Raw genomic sequence first — 18,752 nt, forward strand, 5'->3', positions numbered from 1 at the left:
CGCCTTGCACCAGCTCGACGAACTGCTCGACCTCAAGGAGAAGGCCCTCGCGGGGCCGAGCGAGAAAGCCACCGAGGCGCAGCACGCCAAGGGCAAGCTCACCGCCCGCGAGCGCATCGAACTCCTCCTGGACAAGGGCTCGTTCAACGAGATCGAGACCCTGCGGCGCCATCGCGCCACCGGTTTCGGCCTGGAGAAGAAGAAGCCCCACACCGACGGTGTCGTCACCGGCTGGGGCAGCGTCCAGGGCCGCACGGTCTTCGTCTACGCCCACGACTTCCGCATCTTCGGCGGCGCGCTCGGCGAGGCGCACGCCGAGAAGATCCACAAGGTGATGGACCTGGCCGCGTCGGCCGGCGCCCCCCTGGTCTCGCTCAACGACGGCGCGGGCGCCCGCATCCAGGAGGGCGTCACCGCGCTCGCCGGGTACGGCGGCATCTTCCAGCGCAACACCCGCTCCTCCGGCGTCATCCCGCAGATCTCCGTCATGCTCGGCCCGTGCGCCGGGGGAGCGGCCTACTCGCCGGCCCTGACCGACTTCGTGTTCATGGTCCGCGAGACCTCGCAGATGTTCATCACGGGCCCGGACGTGGTCCGCGCGGTGACCGGCGAGGAGATCAGCCAGAACGGCCTGGGCGGTGCCGACGTGCACGCCGGGACCTCGGGCGTCGCGCACCTCGCGTACGACGACGAGGAGAGCTGCCTGGAGGACGTCCGCTATCTGCTCTCCCTGCTCCCGGCCAACAACCGTGAACTGGCGCCCGTGGAGCTCAGCGACGACCCGGCCGACCGCGCCACCGACGCGCTGCTCGACATCGTGCCGAGCGAGCCGGGACGCTCCTACGACGTGCGGGAGGTCATCGAGGAGATCGTCGACGACGGCGAGTACTTCGAGGTGCACGCCGCCTGGGCGCCCAACCTGGTCTGCGCGCTGACCCGGCTCGACGGCCAGGTCGTCGGGGTCGTCGCCAACAACCCCAAGGCCATGGCCGGGGTCCTGGACATCGAGGCCTCGGAGAAGGGCGCGCGCTTCGTCCAGTTCTGCGACGCCTTCAACATCCCGCTGGTCACCCTCGTGGACGTGCCGGGCTTCCTGCCCGGCGTCGACCAGGAGCACAACGGCATCATCCGGCGGGGCGCCAAACTGCTCTACGCCTACTGCAACGCCACCGTCCCGCGCATCTCCCTGGTCCTGCGCAAGGCCTACGGCGGCGCGTACATCGTCATGGACTCCCGCTCCATCGGCGCGGACCTGGCGCTCGCCTGGCCCAGCAACGAGATCGCCGTGATGGGCGCCGAGGGCGCCGCGAACGTCATCTTCCGCCGGGACATCGCCGCGGCCGACGACCCGGACGCACTGCGGCAGACCAAGATCGAGGAGTACCGGGAGCAGCTCATGCACCCGTACTACGCCGCCGAGCGCGGCCTCGTCGACGACGTCATCGACCCGCGCGACACCCGCCGGGTGCTCACCCGCTCCCTGGCGATGCTCCGGGCCAAGCACGCCGACCTGCCCTCGCGGAAGCACGGCAACCCGCCGCAGTAGAAGCGGTCCGCCCGTCCTCCGCCCCCATCACACCCCACGTACGAGAGGGACACCCCGCCATGCCCCGAACCATCCTGGTCACCTGCGCCACCGGCAACGTCGGCCCGCACGCCGTGGCCGAGCTCCAGAAAGCCGGCGCCACCGTCCGCGCCCTGGTGCTCAAGGACGACCCGAACGCCGGGCGCCTCCCGGCGGGCACCGAGATCCACCACGGCGACCTCGGTGACCCCGACAGCCTGGACGCCGCGCTCGACGGCGTGGACGGCGTCTTCTGGATGTGGCCGTTCTTCGCCCTGGACGTCACCACCGCGCCCGCCGTGCTGCGCAAGATCGAGGCGCGGGCGAGCCGAATCGCGGTCGTCTCCTCGGTCGGCGTGCACATCGGCCTCGAACCGGTCGACAACAACTGCCACGCCTATCTGGAGTCGCTCGTCGAGAAGACGAGCCTGGACTGGACGTTCCTGCGCACCACCGGCTTCCACGCCAACGCCCTCGGCTTCGCCGGCCAGATCCGCGACGGCGGCGTCGTCCACTTCCCCTACGGCGCCGCGACCCGCACCTCCGTCCACGAGGGCGACCTCGCGGCCGTCGGCGCCGCCGCGCTGACCCAGGACGGCCACGCGGGCCAGAAGTACCTGGTGTCCGGGCCCGAGGAGCTCTCCCAGGAAGGCCAGGTCCGCGTCATCGGCGAGGTCATCGGGCGCGACCTCGGCTGGCAGGACGTCGAGCACGACGCCGCCCGGCAGGCCATGGTCGACGCCGGCTGGCCGCCCTCGTACGCGGACGGCGCCCTGGACTACTTCGCGACGCTGACGAAGGAGCCCGAGGTCGGCTCCACGGTCGTCGCGGACGTCACCGGGCGTCCCGCGCGCACGTTCCGCCAGTGGGTCCAGGAGCGGGCCGACGCGTTCAGCTGACCCCCTGCCGCCCTTCCCGCCGGCCCCCTGCCGCCCCTCCCGCGGCGGCCCCGATTCCCGTGCGGAATGCGAGGAATGACAGAACCTCACCGTCCGGTCCGGTCCGCGTCAATTCCAGGTGAAGTGTGTTGACGCGGTTGCCGCGCAGCAAAGAGTCTTTCTTCAGGCGCCCTTGCTATTCGGCTGCCCTCGCATTGTCTTCGCCCACCGGAATTCGAAACGTCGGCGGCGCGGTCACAGAGGCTTCGCAAAGAAGCCCCGCACTCTGGAGAAGAGTTAATGCGCGTCCTATTCATCAGCACTCCTTCCGCGAGCCATTTCACCCCGCTCGCGCCCCTCGCCTGGGCCCTGCGCGGCGCAGGACACGACGTGGTGGTGGCGGGACAGCCGGACATCGACGGGATCGTCCGCGCCTCGGGATTCGTCGGCTTCCAGACCGGAGCGGCGTTCGACGGCGAGGCCGTGCTGCTGCGGGGACTCGCACCGTGGCAGCGCCCCCTCCAGGTGCGCCCGCGCGACCGGCTGCGCATCGAGGGCTACGCCCGGGCGTGGTCGGGTCACGCCGAGCGGGTGGTCCGGCAGCACCTGGACTTCGCGCGGTCCTACCGCCCCGACCTGATCGTCGGAGACCCGCTGGAGTACAGCACCCTCATCATCGGGCGGGCGCTCGACGTGCCGGTCGTCCACCACCGGTGGGGCGTCGACAGCCTGGCCGGGGAGGCCCTCGGCTTCGCCCGGGAGCACCTGCGGGAGCTGTGCGCGGAACTGGGCGTCGGCGCCCTGCCCGACCCGGCCGTCCTGCTCGACCCGTGCCCGCCCTCGCTCCAGCTGCCCGGCGCGGCATCGGGCGTGCCGGTCCGGCACGTGCCGTACAGCGCCAACTGGCGGCTGCCCGACGGGTTCCCGTGGGGCGAGGGGCAGGACGGCGGCACGCGGCGCGTCGGTCTGTCGCTCGGCGGGACGCTGCGGCTGAACGGCACCGGCTTCGTCGTACGGCTGCTGCGGGCGCTTGGCGAGATACCGGACATCGAGGTGCTCGCGACGGTGCCCGCGGAACTGCGCGGCCTGGTCGGCGAGGTGCCGGCCACCGTCCGGTGCGTCGGCGCGGTCCCGCTGGGCCTGCTTCTCGAACAGTGCGCGGCGGTCGTGCACCACGGCGGCTCCGGCACCTCGATGACGGCGACGCTCGCCGGACTTCCGCAGCTCGTGCTGCCGCAGATCGCCGACAACTTCGGCCACGGCGACCGCCTCGCGCGGCTGGGGGCGGCCGTCTCGCTGGACACGGCCGAGGCGCAGGACGCGCCCAAGCGGCTGCGGGACGCCCTGACCGACGTCCTGGACGACCCCCGGTACACCGGCGCGGCCCGGCGGCTGCGCGCCGAGATGCTGCTGATGCCCACGCCGGCCGGGGTCGTCCGTGACCTGGAGAACCTCTGAGGACCTGGAGCACACGTGCGCATCACCGAGCTGGAGATTCCCGGGGCCTTCCTCGTCGCCCCCGACCACCTGCGGGACGAGCGTGGTTCGTTCCACGAAGCACTGCGGACCGAGGAGCTGGAGAAGGCCGCGGGCCGCCCCTTCACCCCCCGGCAGATCAACTACTCGGTCTCCCGCCGCAACACGCTGCGGGGGATCCACAGCGTCACCAACCCGCCGGGCCAGGCGAAGTTCGTCACCAGCGTCCGGGGCGTCCTGCGGGACATCCTGGTCGACCTGCGCCTCGGGTCACCCACGTACGGGCGCCACGTGAGCAACGAACTGGACGCCGACGAGGGCACCTCCGTCTTCGTGCCCGAAGGCGTCGGCCACGGCTTCCTCACCCTCACCGACGACGCCTGCATCTGCTACGTCCTGTCGACCGCCCATGTGCCGGGCACCCAGGTCGACATCGACCCGCTCGACCCGGAACTGGCCCTGCCCTGGGGCTTCACCGAGCCGCCGCTCATCTCCGACAAGGACGCCAAGGCGCCGACGGCGGCACAGGCGGCCGCCGCCGGTCTGCTCATGCCGTACGAGCCCCGCACGTCCCACGCATAGGCGCATGGGCACGGCCGCGCAATTCAACAGGAATTCCAGCCGGAATCAGTCATCAGCGAGCGCCGCCACAAGCGAGCGCCGCAAATGAGGAGGACATCTTCATGAAGGCCCTGGTGTTGTCGGGCGGGTCGGGAACCCGCCTGCGACCGTTCAGTTACTCGATGCCCAAACAGCTCATCCCGATAGCGAACAAGCCGGTTCTCCAGCACGTCCTGGAGAACATCCGGGACCTCGGCGTCACCGAGATCGGCGTCATCGTCGGCGGCGGCGCCGAGCAGATCGAGGCGGCCGTCGGCGACGGATCGGGCCTCGGCGTGCGGATCACCTACATCCCGCAGGAGAACCCCACCGGGCTCGCCGCCTGCGTGTCGCTGGCCCGGCCCTTCCTCGGCAACGACGACTTCGTGATGTACCTCGGCGACAACATGCTCCCCGACGGCGTGGGCGAGATCGCCGCACAGTTCGCGGCCGACCGCCCCGCGGCCCAGGTCGTCGTCCACAAGGTGGCCGACCCCACCGCGTTCGGCGTCGCCGAGCTCGACGCCGAGGGCCGCGTGACCCGCCTGGTGGAGAAGCCCAAGGAGCCGCGCAGCGACCTCGCCCTGATCGGCGTGTACTTCTTCACGCCCGCCATCCACGAAGCCGTCGCCTCCATCGAGCCCAGCGCACGCGGCGAACTGGAGATCACCGACGCCATCCAGTGGCTCCTCACGCACGGCGCCGACGTGCGCGCCAGCCAGTACGAGGGCTACTGGAAGGACACCGGCCGCGTCGACGACGTACTGGCCTGCAACCGCAAGCTCCTCGACGACGTGAAGCCCGACGTCGTGGGCGAGGTCGACGCGACGAGCGTCATCACCGGCCAGGTCGTCGTCGAGGCCGGCGCCCGCGTCGTCCGCTCGACCATCGAAGGACCGGCGATCATCGGCGCCGGAACGCTCGTGGAGGACAGCCGCGTCGGCCCCTACACCTCCATCGGCAAGGACTGCGTCCTGCGCGGCACCCACATGGACGAATCCATCGCCCTCGACGGCGCGACCGTCACCGAGGTCCGCGGACTGCACGGCTCGGTGATCGGACGGTCCGCGACCGTCGGACAGGCGGCCCAGCACCGGCTCGTCGTCGGTGACCACACCAGCGTAGAGGTGGCAGCAGCATGAAGATCCTGGTCACGGGCGGCGCCGGCTTCATCGGCTCGCACTATGTCCGCACCCTTCTCCAGGACGAGTACGCCGGCTGGGAAGGCGCCGACGTCACCGTCGTCGACAAGCTCACCTACGCCGGCAACCGCGAGAGCCTGCCGGCGGACGACCCCCGGCTGACGTTCGTCCAGGGCGACATCCTCGACGGCGACCTGCTGCGCCAGCTGCTGCCCGGCCACGACGCCGTGGTGCACTTCGCCGCCGAGTCGCACGTCGACCGCTCCCTGGAGTCGGCCGCGGAGTTCGTCCGCACCAACGTCCTCGGCACCCAGTCCCTGCTCGAAGCGGTCCTGGCCAGCGGCGTCGAGCGCGTCGTCCACGTCTCCACCGACGAGGTCTACGGCTCCATCGACGAGGGCTCCTGGACCGAGACCTGGCCGCTGGCCCCCAACTCCCCGTACGCCGCGTCCAAGGCCGCGTCCGACCTGGTCGCCCGCTCGTACTGGCGCACCCACGGCATCGACCTGTCGATCACCCGCTGCTCCAACAACTACGGGCCCTACCAGCACCCCGAGAAGCTCATCCCGCTCTTCGTGACCAACCTCCTGGCCGGCCTCACCGTGCCGCTCTACGGAGAGGGCGCGAACGTACGGGAGTGGCTGCACGTCGACGACCACTGCCGCGCCATCGACCTCGTCCTGAACAAGGGCCAGGCCGGCGAGGTCTACAACGTCGGCGGCGGCAACGAACGCACCAACCGCGCCATCACCGAGCGTCTTCTCGAACTCACCGGCCGGGACTGGTCCAGCGTGCGCCGCGTCCCCGACCGCAAGGCGCACGACCTGCGCTACTCGCTCGACGAGACCAAGATCGCCGAGCAGCTGGGATACGCGCCGCGCGTCTCCTTCGAGCAGGGCCTCGCCGACACCGTCGCCTGGTACCGCGAGAACACCGACTGGTGGCAGCACTCCAAGGCGATCGCGGCGGACCGGGCATGACGGAGCAACACCTCAGGAAGGGCACGACATGAGCCTGCACAAGGAACTCGTCATGGACGAGGTCCGCAAGTACCACCGGGACGTCGAGGACGACAAGGGATTCGTCCCCGGCACCACGGAGATCTGGCCCTCCGGCGCCGTCCTCGACGAGGAGGACCGGCTCGCCCTGGTCGAGGCCGCCCTGGACATGCGGATCGCGGCGGGCCGCAGCTCCCGCAAGTTCGAGTCGCAGTTCGCGCGCAAGCTCAAGCGGCGCAAGGCCCATCTGACGAACTCCGGCTCGTCGGCCAACCTGCTCGCCACCACCGCCCTCACCTCGCACCTCCTGGAGGACCGGCGGCTGCGCCCCGGCGACGAGGTGATCACGGTCGCGGCAGGCTTCCCCACGACCGTCAACCCGATCCTCCAGAACGGCCTGGTGCCTGTCTTCGTCGACGTCGAGCTCGGCACGTACAACACGACGGCCGACCGGGTGGCCCAGGCCATCGGCCCCAAGACCCGGGCGATCATCATCGCGCACGCACTCGGCAACCCCTTCGAGGTCGCCGAGATCGCCCAACTCGCCGACGACCACGACCTGTTCTTCATCGAGGACAACTGCGACGCGGTCGGCTCCACGTACGACGGCCAGCTCACCGGCACGTTCAGCGACATGACGACCGTCAGCTTCTACCCGGCCCACCACCTGACGATGGGCGAGGGCGGCTGCGTCCTGACCTCGAACCTGGCGCTCGCCCGGATCGTGGAGTCCCTGCGCGACTGGGGCCGGGACTGCTGGTGCGAGCCGGGCGAGAACAACAAGTGCCTCAAGCGGTTCAAGTACCAGATGGGCACGCTGCCCGCCGGCTACGACCACAAGTACATTTTCTCGCACGTCGGCTACAACCTGAAGGCCACCGACCTCCAGGCCGCGCTCGGCCTGACCCAGCTGGCCAAGGTCGACGACTTCTGCGCCGCACGCCGCAGGAACTTCAAGCAGCTCTACGACGGCCTCGACGGCCTCCCGCACCTGCTCCTGCCGCAGGCGACCCCGCGCAGCGACCCGAGCTGGTTCGGCTTCGCCCTCACCGTGTCGCCCGAAGCGCCCTTCACCCGGGCCGAGCTGGTGGACTTCCTGGAGGGCCGCAAGATCGGCACCCGCCGTCTCTTCGCCGGCAACCTCACCCGCCACCCGGCCTACATAGGCCAGCCGCACCGCGTCGTCGGCGATCTGACCAACAGCGACATCATCACCGAGCAGACCTTCTGGATCGGGGTCTACCCCGGCCTGACCGAGGAGATGCTCGACTACGTCGTCTCCTCGATCAGAGAGTTCGTGGGAGCCCGTGGATGACCATGGAAATCGTCGGAAACGGATTTCTCGCCCGGAACCTGCGGCCCATCGCCGACCGGCACCCCGACACGGCCGTCCTCGCGGCCGGTGTCTCCTGGGCCAGCGGCACGTCGGACGACGACTTCGCCCGTGAGTCCGCGCTCCTGGGCGAGGTGGCCGAACGGTGCCGTGCCACCGGGCGACGGCTGCTGTTCTTCTCCACCGCCTCCACGGGGATGTACGGAGAGGGCGCCACGGGGCGTGAGGACAGCCCGGTCACGCCGTGCACTCCCTACGGGGCGCACAAGTTCGCGCTGGAGCAGCAGCTCAAGGCCTCCGGCGCCGACTACCTCATCCTGCGCCTCGGCCACCTGGTGGGTCCCGGCCAGCCGCCCCACCAGCTGATGCCCTCCCTGCTGCGGCAGGTCCTCGAGGGCGGGGTCCGCGTCCACCGGGGCGCGACCCGCGACCTCATCGACGTCGCGGACGTGGTCACCCTCATCGACCGCCTCCTGGACCGCGGCGTCCGCGGCGAGACCGTCAACGTGGCCTCCGGGGAGGCGGTGCCGGTGGACCACATCGTCGACCACCTCCAGGAGCGCCTGGGCCTCCAGGTGCGGCGGGAGTACCGGGACGCCGGAGCACACCACGTGATCTCCACCCAGAAGCTGCGGCGCCTGGTGCCCGAAACCGCCGGCCTCGGCTTCACCCCCACGTACTACCGGCAGGTCCTGGACGCCTTCCTCGACTCCGCGGGCGTCGTCCGCGGGGCAGGCGGGCCGGCGGCCGGTGAGCGCGCCGCCACCGTGCCCACCGCGCTCTGAGGTGCGCCCGCCCCCCTGATCCACGCCCGGCCCAGCCCCCAAGCCCCGCCCTCCCGCCCTCATCCCGCCGCCCCTGATCCCGCAAGGAGTGAGCCATGTACGCCCCACCCGGCAGGCCGACCCCCGAGCCGACCGCCCTGACGTCGCGCGAGGACCCGGCCGTCGCGCACCGCATAGCGCGGTCGGCCGCGACGGCCGAGGGCGCGCGGCTGCGCACCGATGACTTCGCCGACTGGCTCGACGAGCGGCGCCGCGCCCACCACTTCAAGATCGAGCGCATCCCCTTCAGCGGCCTGGACGGCTGGTCGTTCGAGGACGCCACCGGGAACCTCGTGCACCGCAGCGGGCGCTTCTTCACCGTCGAGGGCCTGCACGTCACCCGGGACACCGGCCCGCACCGCGAGTGGTACCAGCCGACGATCAAACAGCCCGAGGTGGGCATCCTCGGCCTGCTCGTCAAGGAGTTCGACGGCGTCCTGCACTTCCTGATGCAGGCCAAGATGGAGCCGGGCAACCGCAACCTGCTCCAGCTGTCGCCGACGGTCCAGGCCACCCGCAGCAACTACACCAAGGTCCACAAGGGCGCCGACGTGAAGTACATCGAGTACTTCACCCGGGCCGACCGCGGCCGGGTCATCGCCGACTCGCTCCAGTCCGAGCACGGCGCGTGGTTCTTCCGCAAGAGCAACCGCAACATGATCGTCGAGGCCGTCGACGACGTCCCGCTCGACCCGGACTTCTGCTGGCTGACCCTCGGTCAGATCGGTGAGCTCCTGCGCCGCGACAACGTCGTCAACATGGACACCAGGACCGTCCTGGCCTGTGCGCCGCTGCCGCAGGAGGACGAGGGCGCCCTGCACTCGGACACCGACGTCCTGTCCTGGTTCACCGCCGAGCGCGCCCGGCACGACGTCCACGCGGAACGCGTCCCACTGGACGAGGCGAGCGGCTGGAAGCGCGGGGACATGTCCATCGACCACGAGGAGGGCCGGCACTTCAGCGTGGTGGCCCTGCGCGTGGAGGCCGGAAGCCGCGAGGTCACCGGCTGGACCCAGCCGGTGTTCGAACCGCACGGCATCGGCGTCACGGCCTTCGTGACCCGCAGCATCGGGGGAGTGTCGCACGTCCTGATGGAGGCACGTGTCGAAGGCGGCCTCCTGGACACGGTGGAGCTGGCACCCACCGTCATGCACACCCCCGGCAACTACGCCCACCTGGAGGGCGAGTACCGCCCGCCCTTCCTCGACCTGGTCCTGGCGGCGACCCCCGAGCAGATCCGGTACGAGGCGGTGCACTCGGAGGAGGGCGGCCGCTTCCTCAACGCCGAGAGCCGCTACCTCATCGTCGAGGCGGACGAGGAAACGGCGCCGCTGGAAGCACCCCCCGGCTACCGCTGGATCACCCGCGACCAGCTCAACTCCCTGCTCAGGCACGGCCATTACCTCAACGTCCAGGCACGCACCCTGCTCCTGTGCCTCAACGCGCTCGCGGGGCGGCCGTGATGGCGCAGGACCCGAGCGCACGGCACGACGGCATACGCGTCGGCCTGCTGGGCTGCGCGGACATCGCGCGCCGCCGTGTGCTGCCCGCCATGGCGGCCACGGAGGGCATCCGGATCGCCGCGATCGCCAGCCGCGACGCGGACCGGGCCGAGGAACTCGCCCGCCCGTACGGCGCCGAGCCCGTGCACGGCTACCAGCGGCTCCTCGACCGCGACGACATCGACGCGGTATACCTGCCGCTGCCCGCCGCACTGCACGCGGAGTGGACCGAGGCGGCCCTGCGCGCGGGAAAGCACGTGCTCGCCGAGAAGCCGCTGACGACCGACCTGGAGACGTCCCGCCGCCTAGTCGCCCTGGCCCGGGAGTCGGGGCGCTTCATGATGGAGAACGTGATGTTCGTCCATCACCCGCTGCACGACGCGGTGCTCAAGCTCGTCGCCGACGGCGCCATCGGTGAACTCCGCGCCTTCCAGGCCGCGTTCGCCATCCCGCGCCTGCCCGACGACGACATCAGGCACCGCGCCGACCTGGGCGGCGGCGCCCTGTGGGACACCGGCGTCTATCCGGTCCGCGCGGCCCTGCACTTCCTGGGCGACGGCCTTGAGGTGCGCGGCGCGCTGCTCGGCAGGGGGCCGGGCCGCGAGGTGGACACCTCGGGCCAGGCGCTCCTGAGCACGCCGGGCGGCATCGGCGCCCGGTTGGTCTTCGGGCTCGACCACGCCTACCGGTCGTCATACGAACTGTGGGGGAGCGAGGGCCGCATCACCGTGGAGCGCGCCTTCACCCCGCCCGCGGACTTCGTGCCCGAGGTCCGCGTGGAGCGCCGGTCGGGGACCGAGGTGGTCCGGCTGCCGCCGGCGGACCAGGTCGCCCTCACGGTCGCCGCCTTCGTGAAGGGCGTGCGGGCGCGGTCCACGCCGGATCCGGTCTGCCTGCGGCAGGCCGAACTTCTCGACGGGATACGCGGGGCCGCCGGCGAGCGGAACTGACCGACCCCCCTGTGCAGAGCCGAACGACACCGCCTCCGGAAAGGGCGACCACCTTGCAGCAGAACGAGATCCGCCGTCTGGACCGGGTCGTCATCCGTTTCGCGGGTGACTCCGGTGACGGCATGCAGCTCACCGGTGACCGGTTCACTTCGGAGACGGCGTCCTTCGGGAACGACCTCTCGACACTGCCGAACTTCCCCGCCGAGATCCGTGCTCCTGCCGGGACCCTGCCGGGTGTCTCCTCCTTTCAGCTGCATTTCGCCGACCACGACATCCTCACGCCGGGCGACGCGCCGAACGTCCTGGTCGCGATGAACCCGGCGGCCCTGAAGGCGAACCTGCCGGACGTACCGCCCGGGGCGGAGATCATCGTCAACACCGACGAGTTCACGACGCGTGCGATGCAGAAGGTGGGATTCGCCGAATCACCGCTGGACGACGGGTCGTTGGACGCCTTCCAGGTGCATCCGGTGCCGCTGACGACGCTGACGGTCGGGGCCCTCAAGGGGTTCGACCTCTCGCGCAAGGACGCGGGCCGCAGCAAGAACATGTTCGCGCTGGGGCTGCTGTCGTGGATGTACCACCGCCCGACCGAGGGAACCGAGAAGTTCCTGCGGACGAAGTTCGCCAAGAAGCCGGACATCGCCGAGGCCAACATCGCTGCTTTCAGGGCGGGTTGGAATTTCGGCGAGACGACGGAGGATTTCGCGGTCTCGTACGAGGTCGCGCCGGCCACCAGCGCCTTCGCGCCCGGGTCCTACCGCAACATCTCGGGGAATCTGGCCCTGTCGTACGGGCTGATCGCGGCGGGCCGGCTGGCGGATCTGCCGCTCTATCTGGGCTCGTACCCGATCACTCCGGCGTCCGACATCCTGCATGAGCTGTCCAAGCACAAGAACTTCGGGGTGCGGACCTTCCAGGCCGAGGACGAGATCGCGGGCATCGGTGCCGCGCTGGGGGCGGCCTTCGGTGGTTCGCTGGCGGTGACCACGACGTCGGGGCCCGGGGTGGCGCTGAAGTCGGAGACGATCGGTCTGGCGGTGTCGTTGGAGCTGCCGCTGCTGGTCGTGGACATCCAGCGCGGCGGGCCCTCCACCGGGCTGCCGACCAAGACCGAGCAGGCGGACCTGCTCCAGGCGATGTTCGGGCGCAACGGCGAGGCGCCGGTGCCGATCGTGGCGCCCAGGACGCCGGCCGACTGCTTCGACGCGGCCATCGAGGCCGCCCGGATCGCGGTCAGCTACCGCACCCCGGTGTTCTTGCTGTCGGACGGCTATCTGGCCAACGGCTCCGAGCCCTGGCGCATCCCGGAGCAGGAGCAACTGCCCGACCTTCGTGTGCCGTTCGCGTCCGGCACGAACCACGTGCTGGATGACGGCACCGAGGTGTTCTGGCCTTATAAGCGCGATCCGCGGACGCTGGCCCGGCCGTGGGCGATCCCCGGCACGCCCGGTCTCGAACACCGCATCGGCGGCATCGAGAAGCAGGACGGCACGGGCAACATCTCCTACGACCCGGCCAACCACGACTTCATGGTCCGCACCCGCCAGGCCAAGATCGACGGCATCGAGGTCCCGGACCTGGAGGTCGACGACGCCACCGGCGACGCCAAGTTGCTGGTGCTCGGCTGGGGTTCGACGTATGGGCCCATCACCGCCGCCGTACGGCGGCTGCGGGCGGCCGGGCAGAGCGTGGCGCAGGCCCATCTGCGCCACCTCAACCCCTTCCCGCGCAACCTGGGCGAGGTGCTGCGTGCGTACGACCGGGTGGTGATCCCGGAGATGAACCTGGGTCAGCTGGCCACGCTCGTCCGCGCCAAGTACCTGGTCGACGCACGGTCCTTCACCCAGGTCAACGGGATGCCGTTCCAGGCCGAGCAGCTCGCCACCGCCCTCCAGGAGGCCCTCCATGCCCGCTGAGGCACTCACCCTCGTCCCCAGAGCCGACCTGCCCCTGACGGCCAAGGACTTCAAGTCCGACCAGGAGGTGCGCTGGTGCCCCGGCTGCGGTGACTACGCCGTGCTGGCCGCCGTGCAGGGCTTCATGCCCGAACTGGGACTGGCCAAGGAGAACATCGTCTTCGTCTCCGGCATCGGCTGCTCCTCCCGCTTCCCGTACTACATGAACACCTACGGGATGCACTCCATCCACGGCCGCGCCCCGGCCATCGCCACCGGCCTGGCCTCCTCCCGCCGCGATCTGAGCGTATGGGTGGTCACCGGCGACGGCGACGCCCTGTCCATCGGCGGCAACCACCTCATCCACGCCCTGCGCCGCAACGTCAACCTCAAGATCCTGCTCTTCAACAACCGGATCTACGGCCTCACCAAAGGCCAGTACAGCCCCACCTCCGAAGTCGGCAAGATCACCAAATCCACGCCGATGGGCTCCCTGGACGCACCCTTCAACCCCGTATCCCTGGCCATCGGCGCCGAAGCCAGCTTCGTGGCCCGCACCGTGGACTCCGACCGCAAACACCTCACCGGCGTGCTGCGCGCGGCCGCCGAACACCCCGGCACCGCCCTGGTGGAGATCTACCAGAACTGCAACATCTTCAACGACGGCGCCTTCGAAGTCCTCAAGGACAAACAACAGGCCGAAGAAGCCGTCATCCGCCTGGAACACGGACAGCCCATCCGCTTCGGCCAACCCCGGCCAGACGGCCTGGGCGCCCAGGGCGTCCTCCGCGACCCGGCCACCGGCGACCTCAAAGTCGTCCCGGTCACCCCCGAGACCGAGCCGCACATCCTGATCCACGACGCGCACTCGACCTCACCCACCCTGGCCTTCGCACTGTCCCGGCTCGCGGACCCCGACACCCTGCACCACACCCCCATCGGCGTCTTCCGCGACGTCGAACGCCCCGTCTACGACACCCTGATGTCCGACCAGCTCGACACCGCCATCGAACACAACGGCAAGGGCGACCTCGCCGCCCTCCTCGCCGGCGGCGACACCTGGACCGTCGTCGGCTGATCGCCGACCGACGATCACCGGCCATTTCCGGTTCCGATGACCGCCTTACTCCAAGAACAGCTTGACCTGAACCGTGGTTCAGGTTGGAAGGTGAACGCATGAAGCCGAGCGAAACCACCCCACGCCGTGTCGAATTCTTCTACGACCTCGTCTGTGTCCATTCCTATCTCGGGTTCGCCCGGTTCTCGAAGGCGATCGCGCGGTATCGCGACAACGGCGGAGAGGTCGAGGTGATCTTCCGTCCCTTCCATCTCTCGTCGGACGAACCCGTCACCGGCCGGCCGCTGTTCGACGTGCACCGGGAAGCCTTCGGAGAGGAAATGGCGCGGACCATCTCCAAGGACCGGTCCTTCGGCAAGGACGACGGCCTCGACGTGCACTTCGACCGGGCCATCTTCACCAACACGGCCGCGGGTCACCGGCTGGTGCTCGCGGCGGCCGAGCAGGGCAAGGGCGAGATCATGGCGGACCGGCTGTTCCGCGCGTATTTCTCCGACGGGGTGAACATCGCCGAACCCGAGACGCTGCGCCGCCTCGCCGACGAGATCGGCGTCGCGCCGGCCGATGTGGGTCCCGGGGTTCTGGACGAGCAGCTTTCCCGCGTACGGGAGGCGAAGGTGAGTTCCGTACCGCTGTTCGTCTTCGACGACGGCACGACGCTGTCCGGCGCGCAGACCGTCGAGGCCTTCTCGGAAGCGCTGGAAAGGATTCCGCTCACGAACTGAGGGCCGACAGCCGAATCGACCGTCCAGTTCGGTTGTGCCACTGTTCGCCCTTTTATATGGAACCAGCCACAGCAGCGGGTTGTGCCGGATGTACCGGCGCAACCCGCTGCTTTGCGTGCGCGCACCTTTCCCCCGTCCGCTCCGACGCGAAAGCGGTCCCTCCCCATGACCGAACCGTCCCGTCCCGCACGGCTGCACTCGCTCACCGGCCTGCGCTTCTTCGCCGCCGTGATCGTCTTCCTCCACCACGTGACGATCAGTTTCCCGTTCCCCTTCGCCCCCTTCGCCGACCGCGGTCTCGCGTCGGGCCTCGGCAGGGGTCTGGAGAAGGCGGGGTGGCTCGGCGTCTCGTTCTTCTTCGTCCTCAGCGGTTTCGTGCTCGCCTGGTCGGCGGCGCGGGGAGGCGACACGGCCGCCGGCTTCTGGCGGCGCAGGCTGGTCAGGGTCTTCCCGAGCCATGCCGTGACCTGGGCCCTGGCGATGCTCCTCTTCGCGGGGGCGTCCACGCCCCTGTGGTCCAGCCTGCCGAACCTCCTCCTGCTCCAGCCCTGGTCCGCCGACCCGCGGGTCCACTTCGGCGTCAACTCGCCCTCGTGGTCACTGGGTGCCGAGGTCTTCTTCTATCTCCTCTTCCCCCTCCTGATCGGCCTGGTGCGGCGGATCAGACCGGGCGCGCTCCGGGGCTGGGCCCTGGCCATGGGCGGGGGCGTCATCGCCGTACAGCTCGTGGCGCAGTTCGTCCTCACCACCGGTGCGGCGCCGTACGACGCACCCGTCACCGGCTGGCAGTTCTGGTTCGGATACGCCTTCCCGCCCGCCCGCCTCTTCGAGTTCACGCTCGGCCTGCTGCTCGCCCGGCTGCTGCGGGAGGGGCTGCTGCCACGCGTCGGCGTCCCGGCCGCTGCGCTCGGCCTGGCCGCCGGATACGCCCTGGCGACCGCCGTGCCCTGGCTGAACGCGCTCACCGCGCTCATGATCGTGCCGGTGGCCGCGCTGATCTGCGCCGTGGCCGCACGCGACGTCGAGGGTGTGCCCACCGTGCTGCGCGGTCGCACGCTGCGTCGGCTCGGTGAGGTCTCCTTCGGCTTCTACCTCGCGCACTACGTCGTCATCCACTGGGTCCGCGTCGAACTGATGGACGGCCGGCTGCTCGGGACCGCCGCCGGAGCCGCCCTGATCTGCGGGTTGTTCGTCGCCTCGCTCGCCGCCGGAGCCCTCCTGATGGTCGCCGTGGAGCGTCCCGCCGTCCGCCGCTGGAGCCGCCCCCGGCGCGCACTCCCTGAGGCGAAGCCACCGCAGCACCCCCAGCCACAGGAACATCCCGAGTCACCGCGACAACCGGAAGGACGCCTCGCGTGAGCGCCTACACCGACGCCGTCAACGAAGCCCTCGGCCGCCTGGACGACCTCGGGTACGAGCGGGGCCCCGAGCCGGAAGGCTTCGTCGCGCACGGCCCCATGTGCGCCGAGACCCTGGCCACGCTCGGCTACGGCGACACGATCGGGACCTGGGTCGACGGTTACCGCAAGGGCCTCACCCACCACGAACGGCCCGTCCCCGGCGAGGTGATCCGCCCCGGTGCGTGGCGGGACGCGCTCGGCGACTTCGGCCGGGCGGGGGACTGGGAGGTGTACTTCGCCCGCGAACTGGCCGAAGCACACTGGCGGGACGTCCTGGTCCGCTGGTGGCCGAGGCTGCTGCCCGGGATCATGGCCGGCTTCACGCACGGCGTGATCCGCACCGCGCACGCCGTGCGCAGCCTCGCCGCGACCCCGCACCCCAGCGACCTGCAACTGACCGAGCTCTCCCGGGGCCTGGCCTACTGGGCGGCACGCTGGACCCCGCTGCCGGGCCGTGTCAGGCTGCTCGGCCGGCAGGGCCTCGCCGAGGCGATCGCCGCGCTGCCCCGCGACGAGCTGACCGGCTCCCGCTTCCGCGGCGGACGCGGACGCACCGACGACACCTCCGCACTCGCCTCGTACGACGGCTACCACCGCGCCCTGCACGCCCTGCGGCCGGACAACGTGCAACTGCTCCTGTCCGACATGACGGCGCAGTTCGCGGGCGTCTACCTCGCCCACCCCGAGGTGCTGCCCATCCCGCCGATCCACGGCATCACCGCCCCGGCGGCCGTGCGCCTCGTCCTGCCCCACCTGCCCGACGCGCTGCACGCGCCCACCCTCGCCGCCCTCTGGCAGGTGCAGGTCGTCATGCTCCTCGACCTGACGGAGAGCCCCGGCGGCGAGGACACGGCCCACGCCGACGCGGCGGACGCGGCCCGCGGACTGCCCGGCTTCGGCGAGCTGACCGCCCGCGCCGTCGAACACGGCGACGACCACGTCATCAAGCTGGCCGAAGCCTGCCAGCGGGAACACGCGCTGCGCCCCGACCCCCGCTACGCCGCCGCGGCCGACGCCGCCCGACGGCGCATCAGCCCGTACGGCCCCACGTTCGGCAAGGACACCCTCGCCGAGATCGAGCGGCGCGGCTCGCGCTACGGCTCGCTGTCCCGCGCCCACCGGGACACCCTCGCGCCACGGGGAGCGGCATCATGAGGGTGCTGTTCGTCGCCGGGGCGAGCCCGGCCACCGTCTTCGGGCTCGTGCCGCTCGCGACGGCCGTGCGCGCCGCGGGCCACCAGGTGTTCCTCGCCTCCACCGAGGAGATGATGCCGGTCGTCGCGCGGACCGGCCTGGCCGGCGTCCCGGTGACGGACCAGCCCCTGACCCGCTATCTGCGCCACGACCGCGCGGGCCGCGCCAAGCACTTCCCGCACGGCGAGACCGGGCCCCCGCACCGCCAACGGGCTTTCGTGGGGCAGTGGTTCGGACAGCTCGCGGCCGACAGCCTGCCCTCCCTGCGCGGCCTCACCGCGCACTGGCGGCCCGATCTGGTCGTCGGCGGCTCCCTGGCCTACGCGGCGGCCCTGATCTCCGCCGAACTCGGCGTCCCGTACGTCCGCCTGGCCTGGGACTACGACGACAGTTCCCTCATGGACGCCGCCGCCGAGGCCGAGCTCGCCCCGGAGCTCGCCCGGGCGGGACGCGTCCGGCTGCCCGCGCCCGACCTGCGCGTCGACGTCTGCCCGCCCAGCCTCACCGCGCCCGGGGCGCCGCCGGCCGAGCTGATGCGGTGGATCCCCGGCAACCTCCAGTGCCGCCTCGCCCCGTGGATGTACACGCGGGGCGAGCGCCGCAGGGTCTGCGTGACCGCGGGAAGCCGCGCCACCCGGGAGCAGAGCACCGACTTCGTGCGCGGCCTCGTCCGGGCCCTGGACCCGTTCGACGTGGACATCGTCGTCCCCGCGCCGGACGACCTCGCCGCCGGTCTGCGGGACCTGGACGGGCGGATCCGGGCCGACTGGATCCCGCTGGACGTGCTCGCCCCCACCTGCGACCTGTTCGTGCACCACGCGGGGGCCGCCACCGCGCTGACCGCCATGGCCGCGGGCGTGCCGCAGCTGGTCATCCCGGAGGCCGCCGTGTTCGCGCCCCCGGCGCAACGCGTGGCGGACTTCGGCGCGGCCCTGCTGCTCCCGCCCGACGCCGCCACACCGGAGGCGGTGGCACGCGCCTGCGGGGACCTCCTGGAGGACCCCGGCCACCGGGAGCGCGCGCTGACCCTGGCCCGGGAGATCGCGGCCATGGCGCCGCCCGCCGAACTGGCCGTCGCCCTGGCGGAGTTGGCGTCAGCCGCGCGGGCCTCGGGCACGCCCCACAGCACTGCCGCGTAACACCGAGACCACCCGCTCACCCATCTGTTGACCCGCCCATCGATCCATCCA

16 protein-coding genes are annotated in these 18,752 nt (G+C 71.1%); all 16 read left to right on the top strand.

The genetic code is table 11. From position 1 onward, the window contains the following. Positions 1–4 precede the first annotated feature (4 nt). The 16 genes from QBL25_RS32475 (at position 5) to QBL25_RS32550 (ending at position 18,701) form a co-directional block, all read left to right on the top strand. A complete protein-coding gene (locus tag QBL25_RS32475) occupies positions 5–1,546 on the top strand; it encodes an acyl-CoA carboxylase subunit beta (protein ID WP_409060510.1) in 1,542 nt (513 codons plus the stop codon). A gap of 59 nt (positions 1,547–1,605) precedes the next feature. After that, positions 1,606–2,463, top strand: a complete 858-nt coding sequence (locus QBL25_RS32480; protein WP_409060511.1) for an SDR family oxidoreductase — start codon at positions 1,606–1,608, stop codon at positions 2,461–2,463. 279 nt (positions 2,464–2,742) lie between these two features. Beyond that, positions 2,743–3,900, top strand: a complete 1,158-nt coding sequence (locus tag QBL25_RS32485) for a nucleotide disphospho-sugar-binding domain-containing protein (protein ID WP_409060512.1) — start codon at positions 2,743–2,745, stop codon at positions 3,898–3,900. Between the two features lie 15 nt (positions 3,901–3,915). After that, complete coding sequence (locus tag QBL25_RS32490; protein WP_409060513.1) at positions 3,916–4,500, top strand: dTDP-4-dehydrorhamnose 3,5-epimerase family protein; 585 nt, start codon at positions 3,916–3,918, stop codon at positions 4,498–4,500. Between the two features lie 101 nt (positions 4,501–4,601). Continuing rightward, a complete protein-coding gene (locus tag QBL25_RS32495) occupies positions 4,602–5,660 on the top strand; it encodes a glucose-1-phosphate thymidylyltransferase (RefSeq protein WP_409060514.1) in 1,059 nt (352 codons plus the stop codon). After that, positions 5,657–6,640 (top strand): dTDP-glucose 4,6-dehydratase, encoded by a 984-nt coding sequence (gene rfbB, locus QBL25_RS32500; RefSeq protein ID WP_409060515.1) that lies wholly within the window; start codon positions 5,657–5,659, stop codon positions 6,638–6,640. Before QBL25_RS32495 ends, rfbB begins: the two co-directional genes overlap by 4 nt. Before the next feature lie 28 nt (positions 6,641–6,668). Beyond that, the gene (gene rfbH / locus QBL25_RS32505) at positions 6,669–7,973 is read left to right on the top strand and encodes a lipopolysaccharide biosynthesis protein RfbH (RefSeq protein WP_409060516.1); all 1,305 of its coding nucleotides are present in this window, start codon (positions 6,669–6,671) and stop codon (positions 7,971–7,973) included. Further along, positions 7,970–8,776, top strand: coding sequence for an NAD-dependent epimerase/dehydratase family protein (locus QBL25_RS32510; protein WP_409060517.1), 807 nt, complete (start codon positions 7,970–7,972; stop codon positions 8,774–8,776). The genes rfbH and QBL25_RS32510 overlap by 4 nt, the downstream gene beginning before the upstream one ends. A 95-nt stretch (positions 8,777–8,871) precedes the next feature. Continuing rightward, on the top strand, positions 8,872–10,278 hold the full coding sequence (locus tag QBL25_RS32515; protein ID WP_409060518.1) for an NDP-hexose 2,3-dehydratase family protein: 1,407 nt from the start codon (positions 8,872–8,874) through the stop codon (positions 10,276–10,278). Beyond that, on the top strand, positions 10,278–11,267 hold the full coding sequence (locus QBL25_RS32520) for a Gfo/Idh/MocA family protein (RefSeq protein WP_409062849.1): 990 nt from the start codon (positions 10,278–10,280) through the stop codon (positions 11,265–11,267). Before QBL25_RS32515 ends, QBL25_RS32520 begins: the two co-directional genes overlap by 1 nt. A gap of 11 nt (positions 11,268–11,278) precedes the next feature. Then, positions 11,279–13,186 (top strand): 2-oxoacid:acceptor oxidoreductase subunit alpha, encoded by a 1,908-nt coding sequence (locus tag QBL25_RS32525; RefSeq protein ID WP_409060519.1) that lies wholly within the window; start codon positions 11,279–11,281, stop codon positions 13,184–13,186. After that, entirely contained in the window at positions 13,176–14,243 is a 1,068-nt protein-coding gene (locus tag QBL25_RS32530) for a 2-oxoacid:ferredoxin oxidoreductase subunit beta (RefSeq protein ID WP_409060520.1), read from the top strand. The genes QBL25_RS32525 and QBL25_RS32530 overlap by 11 nt, the downstream gene beginning before the upstream one ends. A gap of 98 nt (positions 14,244–14,341) precedes the next feature. Further along, positions 14,342–14,968, top strand: coding sequence for a DsbA family protein (locus tag QBL25_RS32535; RefSeq protein ID WP_409060521.1), 627 nt, complete (start codon positions 14,342–14,344; stop codon positions 14,966–14,968). 165 nt (positions 14,969–15,133) lie between these two features. Beyond that, a complete protein-coding gene (locus tag QBL25_RS32540) occupies positions 15,134–16,327 on the top strand; it encodes an acyltransferase family protein (protein ID WP_409060522.1) in 1,194 nt (397 codons plus the stop codon). Next, complete coding sequence (locus QBL25_RS32545) at positions 16,324–17,523, top strand: hypothetical protein (protein ID WP_409060523.1); 1,200 nt, start codon at positions 16,324–16,326, stop codon at positions 17,521–17,523. Before QBL25_RS32540 ends, QBL25_RS32545 begins: the two co-directional genes overlap by 4 nt. Then, positions 17,520–18,701, top strand: a complete 1,182-nt coding sequence (locus QBL25_RS32550; RefSeq protein WP_409060524.1) for a nucleotide disphospho-sugar-binding domain-containing protein — start codon at positions 17,520–17,522, stop codon at positions 18,699–18,701. Before QBL25_RS32545 ends, QBL25_RS32550 begins: the two co-directional genes overlap by 4 nt. Positions 18,702–18,752: the final 51 nt, after the last annotated feature.

Source organism: Streptomyces sp. SYP-A7185, from assembly GCF_046103685.1.
In the GTDB taxonomy this organism is placed as follows: domain Bacteria; phylum Actinomycetota; class Actinomycetes; order Streptomycetales; family Streptomycetaceae; genus Streptomyces.

What these genes read in the sequence shown, in the direction of transcription:
- rfbH (WP_409060516.1), top strand. Translation starts at nt 6,669, where the DNA reads ATGAGCCTGCACAAGGAACTCGTCATGGACGAGGTCCGCAAGTACCAC.
- QBL25_RS32535 (WP_409060521.1), top strand. Translation starts at nt 14,342, where the DNA reads ATGAAGCCGAGCGAAACCACCCCACGCCGTGTCGAATTCTTCTACGAC.
- QBL25_RS32530 (WP_409060520.1), top strand. Translation starts at nt 13,176, where the DNA reads ATGCCCGCTGAGGCACTCACCCTCGTCCCCAGAGCCGACCTGCCCCTG.
- QBL25_RS32540 (WP_409060522.1), top strand. Translation starts at nt 15,134, where the DNA reads ATGACCGAACCGTCCCGTCCCGCACGGCTGCACTCGCTCACCGGCCTG.
- QBL25_RS32550 (WP_409060524.1), top strand. Translation starts at nt 17,520, where the DNA reads ATGAGGGTGCTGTTCGTCGCCGGGGCGAGCCCGGCCACCGTCTTCGGG.
- rfbB (WP_409060515.1), top strand. Translation starts at nt 5,657, where the DNA reads ATGAAGATCCTGGTCACGGGCGGCGCCGGCTTCATCGGCTCGCACTAT.
- QBL25_RS32515 (WP_409060518.1), top strand. Translation starts at nt 8,872, where the DNA reads ATGTACGCCCCACCCGGCAGGCCGACCCCCGAGCCGACCGCCCTGACG.
- QBL25_RS32495 (WP_409060514.1), top strand. Translation starts at nt 4,602, where the DNA reads ATGAAGGCCCTGGTGTTGTCGGGCGGGTCGGGAACCCGCCTGCGACCG.
- QBL25_RS32510 (WP_409060517.1), top strand. Translation starts at nt 7,970, where the DNA reads ATGACCATGGAAATCGTCGGAAACGGATTTCTCGCCCGGAACCTGCGG.
- QBL25_RS32485 (WP_409060512.1), top strand. Translation starts at nt 2,743, where the DNA reads ATGCGCGTCCTATTCATCAGCACTCCTTCCGCGAGCCATTTCACCCCG.
- QBL25_RS32480 (WP_409060511.1), top strand. Translation starts at nt 1,606, where the DNA reads ATGCCCCGAACCATCCTGGTCACCTGCGCCACCGGCAACGTCGGCCCG.
- QBL25_RS32520 (WP_409062849.1), top strand. Translation starts at nt 10,278, where the DNA reads ATGGCGCAGGACCCGAGCGCACGGCACGACGGCATACGCGTCGGCCTG.